Raw genomic sequence first — 13,058 nt, forward strand, 5'->3', positions numbered from 1 at the left:
GTGCAGGGTTCGGAGTTGAGCGGATTCGGTCCGGGGGAAAGTCACGGTGCCGAGACCACGTCGGATCCGTCGCCGTTCCCGTTGACACCGGCGCAGCTCGGAGTCTGGTACGCCCAGCTGCTCGACCCGGGAACTCCGATCAATATCGCCCAGTACGTCGACGTGCACGGCGACCTCGATGTCGAAGTCCTGCAAAAGGTCTCGGGCGACGCGGCACGGGAGTTCGGGTCCACGGTGGTGCGGCTCGGCGAAACCGACGGCGAGCCGTATCAGTGCGTGGACCCGCGGCTTCCCGTCGACATCGTGCCGGTCGATCTGCGCGATGCTCCCGATCCGGTCGCCGCCGCCCACGACTGGATGCGCGCGGACTACACGCGACCGGTGGATCTGCTGACGGACCGGCTGTTCGCCGGGGCCGTGCTGCGGGTCGGCGAACGGCGATGGTTCTGGTATCTGCGCGCCCACCACATCGTTCTCGACGGATTCGGCGCCCTGACCAACACCATGCGCGTCGCCGAGCGCTACACCGCCGAACTGCGCGGCGTCGAACCCGAACCGGCCAAGGCGGGCAGCCTCGATTCGCTGGTAGAGGGCGAACACGGCTACCGCGACAGCACCCGATTCGGCTCGGACCGGCAGTACTGGGGTGAGCGGGTCCGCGATCTGGACGGCGCGACCACCCTCAACGGCCGCACCGCACCCCGTGCGGCCGGGAACCTGGTGCACGGCCGCCGCCTGTCGGACAAGGTCGTCACCCGGATGAACGACCTTGCGACAGCGCATGATTCGAGCGCGGCGGTGGTATTGCTCGCGGCCTTCGCGGCTTATCTGGCCCGGTTGACCGGACGCGACGAGGCGGTGCTGAGCCTGCCGGTCACCGCCCGCACGACCGCGGTGATGCGGCGTTCGGCCGGCATGCTCTCCAATATCGTCCCGCTGCGGCTGCAGGTCGGCGACGCCACCTGGGCGCAACTGCTGCAGCAGACCCGGGTCGAGGTCGCCGGTGCCCTGCGGCATCAGCGCTACCGGCACGAGGACATCCGCCGCGACGCCGGAATGGAAGGCCTGGCCACCCGGCGCGCGCTGTTCGGGCCGCTGGCCAACATCATGCTGTTCCGCAGCGATCTGACCCTGGGCGATACCGTCGGCCGCTATCACGTGCTCTCGACCGGGCCGGTCGAGGATATGAGCCTCAACGTCTACTACGGCGACAGCGACCGCGTGCACGTGGACTTCGAGGCCAACCCGAATCTGTACGGCGCCGACGACATCGCCCGCCATCACGCACGCTTCGTCCGGTTCCTCGAGCGGCTGGTCGACCTCGATCCCGAGCGGCCGCTGTCGTCGGTGGCCGTCACCACCGATCTGGAGCGTGAGGTCAGCCTCCGGATCTGGAACGCCACCGAGGTGGACATCACCGAGTCGGCGGGGGCGAACGCGACCCTGGTGTCGATGTTCGAGCGTCAGGTCGCGCGGACCCCGGAGGCCGTCGCGCTGCGCGGCCCGCGGACCCTCGGCTACGCCGGGTTCGCGGCCGAGGTCAACCGGCTCGCGCGCCACCTGATCGCGCGCGGTGCCGGACCGGAAACCACGGTGGCACTGCATATTCGGCGTTCGCCGGAGCTCGTGGTCGCGATGTACGCGGTGCTGGCGGCCGGTGCGGCGTATGTGCCGCTGGACCCCGATCATCCCGCCGAACGCATCGGGTACGTGCTCGAGACCGCGAAGCCGGTCTGCGTGCTGACCACCGTCTCCGATCACGGTGACGGCGACACCCGATGGATCGACATCGACGCACTGGACCTGTCGGCGCTGTCCGATCGGCCGGTCACCGACTCCGAGCGCGTCTCGCCGCTGCGGCCGCAGCATCCCGCGTACGTCATCTTCACCTCGGGCTCCACCGGACGGCCGAAGGGCGTCGCGGTCACGCACGCCGCGATCGTCAACCGGCTGGTCTGGATGCAGAGCGCCTACCGGCTCACCGCCGCCGACGTCGTATTGCAGAAGACCCCCGCCACATTCGACGTGTCGGTGTGGGAGTTCTTCTGGCCGTTGCAGGCCGGCGCGAGCCTGGTGCTGGCCTCGCCCGACGGGCATCGCGATCCGGCCTATCTGCGTGCGGCGATCGCCGAATTCGGTGTCACCATCGCGCATTTCGTGCCCTCGATGCTCGCCGCGTTCCTCGGCGGTGTGGTCGACGGCTCCGCGTTGGGTTCGCTGCGGGCGGTGTTCGCATCGGGTGAAGCGTTGCCCGGGCCGCTGGCACAGCGACTGCTCGCCGTCGCGCCGCGCGCGCGGCTGCACAATCTGTACGGGCCCACCGAGGCGGCGGTCGATGTCACCGCGCATCAGGTGGGCCCGCTCGATACCACCGGTGTGCCGATCGGCGCACCGGTCTTCAACACCCGGCTGTACGTGCTCGACGCACGGTTACGGCCGGTGCCCGTCGGCGTTCCGGGTGAGCTGTATCTGTCGGGGGTTCAGCTCGCCCGGGGCTACGTCGGGAGGCCGGAGCTGACCGCCGAACGGTTCGTCGCCGATCCGTTCGCGGACAGTGAATCGGAGGCCGGCCCCGGGGCGCGGATGTATCGCACCGGGGACCTGGTCCGCTGGACCGCCGACGGCGAGCTCGACTATCTGGGCCGCACCGATTTCCAGGTCAAGCTGCGCGGCCTGCGGATCGAACTCGGCGAGATCGAAGCGGTGCTCGGCGCGGTGCCCGGGGTCGCGCGCGCGGTGGTCGTGGTGCGCGACGATGCCGGGACCGGTGCGCAACTGGTCGCCTATCTGGTCGAAACCACCGCCGGCGCGGTCGACGTGGCGCGGGTGCGCAGCGCGGCCGCGCGGGAATTGCCCGGTTATATGGCGCCGGCGGCCTACGTGATGCTGGCATCACTGCCGGTCAACGCCTCCGGCAAACTCGATCGGGCCGCGTTGCCCGCGCCCGAGCGAACCGCCGGACGGTACCGCCGACCGCAGTCGGTCTCGGAACGGGCCGTCGCCGAGGTGCTCGGTGAGGTGCTCGGCCGTGAGCGCATCGGACTCGACGACGACTTCTTCGCCCTGGGTGGCAATTCGCTGGTCGCGACGCAGGTGGCGGCGCGACTGAACGCCGATCTCGGCTGCGCCCTCGGTGTGCGGGAACTGTTCGAGGCCACCACGGTCGAGGCGCTGGCCGAGCTGATCGACCGCGCCTTCGAAACCGAGGACATGCACGAGAGCGCGGGTCCGGTCGCGGGGACGCGTCCGCGGGTGCTGCCGCTCTCGCCCGCACAGCAGCGCATCTGGTTCCTCAACCGGTTCGAGCAGGACAGCGCCGGCTACAACATGCCGTTCGTGGTCCGGATGACCGGTGCGGTCGATACCGATGCCCTGCGCTCGGCCCTCGCCGATGTGGTGGCCCGGCACGAGGTGCTGCGCACGGTCTTTCCCGCGGACGACGACCTCGTGGCGCGGCAGCATATTCTTCCCGCCGAACACGTGGGCCCGGAAACCTTCGCGGTGGAAACCGTTGCCGCGGAGGGCCTCGACGCCGAGCTGGCCCGGCTGGCCGCGCGCGGCTTCGATCTGGCCGCCGAAATCCCGTTGCGCGCGTTAATTTTCGAGTTGTCCGCTGAAGATGTCGCGTTGGCGATCGTGCTGCATCACATCGCCGCGGACGGACTGTCGCTGCCGGTGCTGGCGCGGGATGTGGCCGCGGCCTACAGCCTGCGCCGGTCGGGAGTCGATGCCGTCGAGGCGCCGCCGGCGGTGCAGTACGCCGATTACGCGCTGTGGCAACGAGATCGGCTGGGTGATTCCGAAGATACCGATTCCCTGGCCGCCCAGCAGCTCGGCTACTGGTCGCACACGCTGGCGGGAATTCCCGACCAGCTGGACTTGCCCGCCGATCGGCCGCGGCCCGCGGTGGCCGGCGGCCGGGGCGCCACCTACCGCTTCGACCTTCCCGCGCACCTGCACGCGGCGATCACCGAACTCGCCCGCGCCCAGGGTGTTTCGACATTCATGGTGCTGCACGGCGCGCTGGCCGCGCTGCTCGCACGCGTCTCGGGTGGCGAGGACATCGTGATCGGCACCCCGGTCGCCGGTCGCGGTCACCGCGAACTCGACGATCTGATCGGCATGTTCGTCAACACGCTGGTGCTGCGCACCCGAGTGGCGGCCGACGAACCGTTCACCGCTCTGCTGCAACGGGTCCGGGCGGTGGACCTGGGTGCCTTCGCCCACGCCGATCTGCCCTTCGAACAGTTGGTGGAGGCGCTCAACCCGGTCCGATCGCAGGCCCGGCATCCGTTGTTCCAGGTGATGCTGGGTGTGGCCGACACTCAGGACATCGCCGTCGAGTTACCCGGATTGTCCGTGCGGACGAGTACCCTGGACACGGCGGTGACCAAGTTCGACCTTCAACTGACGGTCACCGAAAGCTTCGCCGGTGCCGGTCCCGGGGAAGGTCCGGCACCGGCGGGGATCACGGCGGAGTTCACCTACGCCACAGATCTTTTCGAGCCGGACACCATCGCGGGCTATGCGCGGTGGTGGCGGCAACTGCTCGCCCATGCGGTCGCCGAGCCCACCCGCGCGGTGGGGCAGCTGCCGCTGCTCGATGCGACCGAGCTGCGGCGCGCGATCGAATCCGGCCGTCGCGGCGCCGAGGAATCCGCCCCCGGCGTGCTCACCGCATTCGAGCGGCAGGTGCTTCTGCGACCCGACGCGGTCGCCCTGGTCGACGGCGAGCGGCACTACACCTATGCCGAGCTGTCGGCCCGGATCAACCGCCTGGCGCGCCATCTCGTCGGCGCGGGCGTCGGGCCGGAATCGCTGGTCGTCCTGGGTATGCGCCGGTCCGCCGAGCTGGTGATCGGCGCCTACGCCGTACTGGCCGCCGGCGGTGCCTACGTGCCGGTCGACCCGGATCAGCCGACCGCCCGATTGCGGCAGATGGCCGAGACCGCCGCGCCGGTGTGCATGCTGACCGCCGGTGACGCGCCCGATCTCGACGTCCGGCAGATCGCGATCGATGCGCTCGAATGGGACGGCCTGTCCGATCGCCCGCTCACCGACGCCGACCGGCTCGCCCCGGTGCGCTCGGCCGCCACCGCGTACGTCATCTTCACCTCCGGGTCCACCGGGACGCCGAAAGGTGTTGCCGTCCAGCGTGGTTCGCTCGACAACCAGATCGCATGGATCACCGCCGAGTACGGGATCGGCGAGCGGGACGTGGTGCTGTTCAAGACCCCGGCCACCTTCGACGTCTCGGTGTGGGAGCTGTTCGCGCCGCTGAGCAGCGGAGCGCGGCTCGTGGTGGCCACCCCGGACGGGCACCGCGACACCGCCTATCTGGCGGCGACGATCGCCCGGCACGCCGTGACCATGACCTCGTTCGTACCGTCGATGCTGGCGACCTTCGCGAACACCGTGGCGCCGGCCGATATCCGCACGCTGCGTTGTGTTCTCGTCGCCGGCGAGGCGCTCAACGGTGCGGCGGTGCGCGCGTTCGCCGCGGTGAGCGATGCCGCGGTACACAATCTGTACGGGCCCACGGAATTCACCGTGCACGCCACCCACGCCCCGATCACACCCGACCGCACCGGCCCGGCGCCGATCGGTAAACCGGTGCGCGACAGCCATATTCTGGTGCTCGATAAGCAGCTGCGGCCGGTCCCCGATCTGGTGATCGGCGAGCTGTACCTGTCCGGTGCGCAGGTCGCCCGCGGTTACCAGGGACGGACCGGCGCGACCGCCCAGCGATTCGTGGCCGATCCGTTCGGCCCCGCCGGCGCGCGCATGTACCGCACCGGTGACCTGGTACGCCGTCTCCGCACCGGGGAACTGGAATATCTGGGCCGCAGCGACTTCCAGGTGAAGGTGCGGGGCCAGCGCATCGAGCTAGGCGAGATCGAGGCGGCCCTGCTGGCCACGCCGGGAATCGACGCCGCCGCGGTGCGGGTGTACCGGCATCGGGCCGGTGATCTGCTGGTGGCGTATGTCGTGTGCGACGGCGATCCGCAGACCCTCGCCGAGAGCCGGTTGCGGGATCGGCTGCCCTCGTACATGGTGCCGAGCGCGTACGTCGCGCTGGCGGCCATGCCGCTCACGGCGTCCGGCAAACTCGATCGCGCGGCCCTGCCCGATCCCGTGCTGGCCGCCGAACGGTTCCGGGCGCCGGAGAGCGCCGAGGAGAAGGCGGTCGCGGCGGTCTTGGCCGGTGTACTGGGTGTCGAACAGGTCGGACTCGACGACGACTTCTTCGCCCTCGGCGGCAATTCGCTGGTAGCCACCCAGGTTTCGGCACGGCTGGCCGAGACGCTGGACCGCGAGGTCCCGGTGCGCCTGCTGTTCGAAAACCCGGGTGTCGCGAAACTCGCTCGGCGACTGCGGGATTCGGCCCCACGCCGCCACCTCGCACTGACCGCCGGGCCGCGGCCGCAATCGCTGCCGCTGTCCTACGCGCAGCAGCGGATGTGGTTCCGCAACCAGTTCGACACCGAATCGGCGGTCGACAATCTGACCACCGCCATCCGGCTGCACGGGACGTTGGACATCACCGCACTCGCCGCGGCGGTGCGCGATGTGCTGGCACGGCACGAGGCCCTGCGAACCCGCTATCCCGCCGTCGACGGGGTGCCCCACCAGGAGGTGCTCGATCCGGCGGACGTGGTGGTCGACCTGACACCGCAGCCGGTGCACGAGGACGAATTGGCGCAGCGTCTGCGGGCCGAGGCGGCCGTCGCCTTCGTGGTGCGTGACCAGGCGCCGATCCGGACGGCACTGCTGCGCTGCGCCGCCGACGTGCACGTACTCGTCGTCTCGATTCACCACATCGCGGCGGACGGCTGGTCGATCGCGCCGCTGACGCGGGATCTGATGCAGGCCTACGCCGCGCGTACGGCCGGTCGGACACCGCAGTGGCCGGCGCTGCCGGTGCAGTACGCCGACTACGCGCTCTGGCAGCGGGCCGTGCTGGGCTCCGAAGACGATCCGAATTCGCCCATCGCCGAGCAGATCCGGTTCTGGGCAGCCGAACTGGCGGGCCTGCCCGATGTGCTGGCTCTGCCGGGCGATCGGCCGCGGCCGGCGACGGCGACGGGCCGCGGGGCCCGGTACCGATTCGCGCTGCCCGCCGAGACCGTCTCCGCGCTGCGAACCCACGCCGAGCGGACCGGCGCCACCTTCTTCATGGCGCTGCACGCCGCGTTCGCGGTGATCCTGGCGAAACTGTCCGGGCAGCGCGATATCGCGATCGGTACGCCGATCGCCGGCCGGGGTGAGGCCGCGCTCGACGATCTGGTCGGCATGTTCGTCAATACGCTGGTGCTGCGTGCCGACGTCGCGCCCGAGTCCTCGTTCACCGCACTGCTCGACACGGTGCGCGACGGCGACCTGCGCGCCTTCGCCCACCGAGACGTCCCGTTCGAGCGTCTGGTCGAGGTGCTGAACCCGATGCGCTCGGCGGCCCGGCATCCGCTGTTCCAGGTGATGCTGGATCTGCGCCAGGCCGCCGCCGGCGCACCGCGGCTGCCCGGCCTGTGCGCGACGACGCTCGAACTCGATTCCGGCACAGCCAAATTCGACCTCCACCTGACGGCCGAGGAACAGGCCGACGGCAGCCTGGCAGCGGTCTTCGAATATGCGACGGACCTGTTCGACGAGCCCACGATCGCGGGATTCGCGCGCCGGTTCCGCCTGGTACTCGAAGCCCTGGTCACGCAGCCGGAACGGCCGGTCGGCGATATCGAACCGATGTCGGCCGCCGAACGCGAACAGACCCTGGTGACGTGGAACGACACCGCGCACGAGGTGCCGGCGACCACGCTGGCCGATCTGTTCGCCGAGCAGGCGCGCCGCAGCCCGGATGCCGTCGCCGTGCGTTTCGAGGGCGCCGCATGGACCTACGCCGAGATCTCGGCGCGGGTGAATCGATTGGCGCGGCTGCTGGTGTCGATCGGCGTCGGCCCCGGGCGCACCGTGGCACTGGGTATCCGCCGCAGCGACGACCTGGTGGTCGCCATGTACGCGGTGGTCGCCGCGGGCGCGGCCTACGTACCGCTCGACCCCGACCACCCGGCCCACCGCACCGGTGACGTCCTGCGCACCGCGCGACCGGTGTGCGTCCTGACCCGCTCCACCGACGGACTCGATCTCGATACCAGCGGTCTGGTCAGTCACTGCGCCATCCTGGACATCGACCTGTTCGACACCGGCGACTACTCGTCGGCGCCGCTCACCGACGCCGACCGCCTGCGACCGCTGCTGCCGGGCCATCCCGCCTACGTCTTGTTCACCTCCGGGTCGACGGGCCGGCCCAAGGGTGTGGCGGTGAGCCACCGGGCGATCGTGAACCGGCTGGTGTGGATGCAGTCCGAATACGAACTGACCGCCTGCGATGTCGTACTCCAGAAGACTCCGGCGACCTTCGATGTGTCGGTGTGGGAGTTCTTCTGGCCGTTGCAGGTCGGCGCCCGGCTCGTGGTGGCCCGGCCCGACGGCCATCGCGACCCCGCCTACCTCGCCGAAGTGATTCGCGCCGAACATATTTCGGTAGCGCATTTCGTGCCCTCGATGCTCGCGGTGTTCCTCGCGCACGCGCGGCCCGGTTCGCTGCGGACGGTGTTCGCCTCCGGTGAGGCGCTGCCGGCGGAGGTCGCGCAGCGCGTGCGGGCGGCGACCGGGGCGCGACTGCACAACCTCTACGGGCCGACCGAGGCCGCGGTCGACGTCACTCACCACGAGGTCGTCGACACCGACACCACGACCGTGCCGATCGGCCGCCCGGTGTTCAACACGAGGCTGTACGTGCTGGACGCGCGGTTGCGCCCGGTGCCGGTCGGCGTCGCCGGTGAGCTGTACCTGGCCGGAACGCAGTTGGCCGAAGGGTACGTCGGCCGCCCCGACATCACCGCAGAACGTTTCGTGGCCGATCCGTTCGGCACCGGGGAGCGGCTCTACCGCACCGGCGACCTGGTCGCGTGGAATCCCCGCGGTGAACTGGAGTATCTGGGCCGCACGGACTTTCAGGTCAAGGTGCGCGGCCTGCGCATCGAATTGGGTGAGATCGAAGCGGCGCTCACCGCCGTGCCCGGGATCGATCGGGCCGTGGTGGTCGTCCGCCCCGACCCGCAGACCGGCGACCGGCTGGTCGCGTACCTGCTGCCCGCCGAGGGCGCCGGCATCGATGTCGACGCGGTGAAGGCCGCACTGGCGCGGCGACTACCGGCCTATATGCTCCCGGCGGCGTACGTCGTCCTCGACGCGTTCCCGCTCAACGGCTCCGGCAAGCTGGACCGCGGCGCCCTGCCCGATCCGGTCTGGCAGGCGCGCGAATACCACGCGCCGGCCACGGCGGCCGAAGCCGTTGTCGCCGAGGTCTTCGCGGAGGTGCTCGGCGCCGAGCGCGTGGGTCGCGACGACGACTTCTTCGACCTCGGCGGCAATTCGCTGCTCGCCACCCAGGTGCTGGCCCGCATCGGCGCCGCGCTGGACACCCAGCTGCCGGTGCGCCTGCTGTTCGAGGCCACCACGGTGGCCGAGCTGGCGGCGCGCGCCGAGCTGCTGGCCGGTACCGGCGCGCGCGCCCCGCTGACCGCGCGCACGCTCCCGGAGCAGGTGCCGCTCTCGGCGGCGCAGCGGCGGATCTGGTTCCTCAACCGCTACCGCGCCGACGAACGGGCGGCGGCCGCGGTCGACGTCATCCCGCTGGCACTGCGGTTGCGCGGAGATCTGGATGTCGACGCCCTGCGCGCGGCCCTGGCCGATGTCGTCGAACGGCACGAGACGCTGCGCACCCGCTACCCCGATACCGCAGACGGACCGGTGCAGGTCGTCGAGCCCGCCGCGGCGCAGATCCCGGCGTTGCGCGTGGCCGCGGTGAGCGAGCAGACGCTGGCCGAGCGCATCGCCGGGATCTGCGCCACCGACTTCGACCTCACCGCCGAGACCGGCCTGCGCGCAGAGCTTTTCGCGCTGTCCGGCGATCATCACGTGCTGCTGCTGGTCCTGCACCACATCTGCGCCGACGGCCTTTCCCTGGCCCCTCTGGCCGCCGATGTGACGACCGCATACGCCGCACGCCGCTCCGGGCACGCACCCGGCTGGCAGGCCCTGCCGGTGCGGTACCGCGACTACACGCTGTGGCAGGCGGAGGTCCTCGGCGATCCGGCCGATCCGGAATCCGAACTCTTCCGCCAGCGCGAATTCTGGCGCACCCGCCTGGCCGGGCTGCCGGAACAGCTGGAACTGCCCACCGACCGTCCGCGTCCGGCGACGCCGTCGTATCGCGGCGGCAGCCACCGCTTCCAGATCGACTCCGATCTGCACAGCGAACTGGGCGAACTCGCCCGCAAACACGAGACCACCCTGTTCAGCACGGTGCATGCCGCGCTGGCGGTACTGCTGTCGCGCATGTCGGGCACCTCCGACATCGCGATCGGCACCCCGGTGGCCGGGCGTGGCGAGGCCGCGCTGGATCCGATGGTCGGCATGTTCGTCAACACCATCGTGTTGCGCAGCGAGATCGACAGTCGCGAGCACTTCCACACGGTGCTCGATACCGTTCGCGCCCAGGATATTTCGTCCCTGTCACAGGTCGACGTGCCGTTCGAGCAGGTGGTGGAGATGCTGGCGCCGGCCCGCACCGCGAGCCGCCATCCGCTGTTCCAGGTGGCGCTGACCTTCCAGAACTTCACCCTGCCCGAGGTCGAGCTGCCGGGACTGCACGTCACGCCCGAGCCCGTCGACGCGGCAGCGGTCGCGTTCGACCTGCAGTTCACGCTGGTCGAGTCCATCGACGACGACGGCCGCGCGGGCGGAATGTCGGTCGAGATCACCTATGCCACAGACCTTTTCGACGCGTCGACGATCGCGGAGCTGGCGCGGCGCTTCGAGCAGGTACTGGCCGCGGTCAGCCACGATCACACCGTCGTGGTCGGCGACATCCAGTTGCTCAGCGCCGAGGAACAGCATCGCGCGCTGTACGAATGGTCCGTCAGCGGCGCCGACCGCGCCGAAACGACCACCATCGCCACGCGTTTCGCGGCGGCCGCGCGCGCCGACCGAACGGCGATCGCGGTGCGCGCCGGCGACGCGATCCTCACCTACGGCGAACTCGCGGACCGGGCCCACGGCCTCGCGCGGCGCCTGATCGCGGCGGGCGCCGGTCCGGAAACGCTGGTGGCCGTGGCGCTTCCGCGCTCGGCGGACCTGATCGTCGCACTGCTCGCGGTCGTCGAATCCGGCGCCGGCTATCTGCCGATCGATCCGGATTACCCCGCCGACCGGATCGAGTACATCCTCGCCGACGCCCGGCCGGTGTGCGCGATCACCGATGCGGCCGGCGCGGCCCAGGGCTGGTTCGACGGCCCGGTGATCGACCTGGACACCGTGTCCTGGCAGGAGCTGGACACCGCGCCGATCACGGATGCCGACCGCCGCGCGCCGCTGCGCCCGGACAACACCGCCTACGTCATCTACACCTCCGGTTCCACCGGCCGTCCCAAGGGTGTGCAGGTGCCGCACGCCAATGTCATTCGGCTGCTGGACAATTCCCGCGAGCGATTCGAATTCGACCGCTCCGACGTGTGGACACTGTTCCACTCCTACGCCTTCGACTTCTCGGTGTGGGAGCTGTGGGGTGCGCTGCTGCGCGGCGGCCGGATCGTCGTCGTCGACTACTTCACCTCCCGGTCGCCGCAGCAGTTCCGGGACCTGTTGATCGACGAGGGCGTGACGGTCCTCAACCAGACGCCCTCGGCGTTCTACCAGCTGATGAGCGCGGATCTGGCCGAAGCTCCGGCCGACTATCGCCTGCGCTACGTGATCTTCGGCGGCGAAGCGCTGGAGCCGGCGCGGCTGCGGGACTGGCTGGCGCGGTATCCGCACACACCCCAGCTGATCAATATGTACGGCATCACCGAGACCACGGTGCACGTGTCGTTCCGGCCGATCGACGCGCACACCGGCGCGGCGGGCGTGATCGGTGGCGCCCTGCCGGGTCTGACCGTGCGACTGCTCGATTCCCGGCTGCGGCCGGTGCCGGTGGGCGTGCCGGGCGAGATCTACGTCTCCGGCGGACAACTCGCCCGCGGATACCTGCGGCGGCCCGGCCTGACCGCCGGGCGATTCGTGGCCGACCCCTACGGGACGGCGGGTTCACTCGCCTACCGCTCCGGCGACCTGGCGCGGTGGACCGCGACCGGCGACCTCGAATATCTGGGTCGCGCCGACCATCAGGTGAACCTGCGCGGCTTCCGGGTGGAACTCGGCGAGATCGAGGCCGCCCTGCTGGCCGTGGATTCGGTGGCCCAGGCCGCGGTCGTGGTGCGCGCGGACGAGGGAGCCGAAGCCCGGATCGTCGGATATGTGGTCGGTGCCGGCCTCGACGTGCTGTCGGTGCGTCGCACGGTGGCCGAGCGGCTCCCCGAGCACATGGTTCCCGCGGCTGTGGTCGCGGTGGATCGAATTCCGTTGACCGTCAACGGAAAACTCGATGTGCGCGCCTTGCCGGCGCCGGTGTTCGAGACGGTGGGTTACCGCCGGCCGACGAGCGCTGCCGAGCAGATCGTGGCGGATGTGTTCACCGAGGTGCTCGGCGACATCGATACCGAGCGCGCGGTGGGTGCCGACGACGACTTCTTCGCTCTCGGCGGCAGCTCGCTCTCGGCAGCCAAGGCCGTCGCCCGTATCGGCGCGGCGCTCGGTGTGAGCGTCCCGGTGCGCACCCTGTTCGAGAATCCGCGGGTCGCCGACCTCGCGGTGGCGGCGCTGTCCGGCGGCGCCCGGCCCGCGTTGGTCGCCGGTGAGCGGCCGGCGCGGCTGCCGCTCTCGCCGGCCCAGCAGCGGATGTGGTTCCTGAACCGCTTCGACCGCACGTCGGCCGCCTACAACATTCCGCTGGCACTGCGCCTGTCCGGCGACCTGGACCGGCAGGCTCTCGGTGCGGCGCTGCGCGATGTGGTGGCCCGGCACGAATCGCTGCGCACCGTCTACCCCGAGATCGGCGGCGAACCGGCCCAGGTGATCCTGCCGGCGGAACGGGTCCACATCGACGCGACCGCCGAACCGGT

The 13,058-nt window shown here is 70.6% G+C and carries 1 protein-coding gene (only partly in view); it reads left to right on the plus strand.

Translation table 11 applies throughout. The features are described 5' to 3' along the window. Positions 1 to 13,058, plus strand: partial view of a non-ribosomal peptide synthase/polyketide synthase gene (locus C8258_RS26910; protein WP_233225362.1) — the 5' portion only. The gene runs 4,600 nt beyond the window's last position; the window shows 13,058 of its 17,658 coding nt (coding positions 1–13,058); the start codon lies at positions 1 to 3; its stop codon lies off the right edge, out of view.

Source organism: Nocardia sp. MDA0666 (assembly GCF_003023875.1).
Classification (GTDB): domain Bacteria; phylum Actinomycetota; class Actinomycetes; order Mycobacteriales; family Mycobacteriaceae; genus Nocardia; species Nocardia aobensis.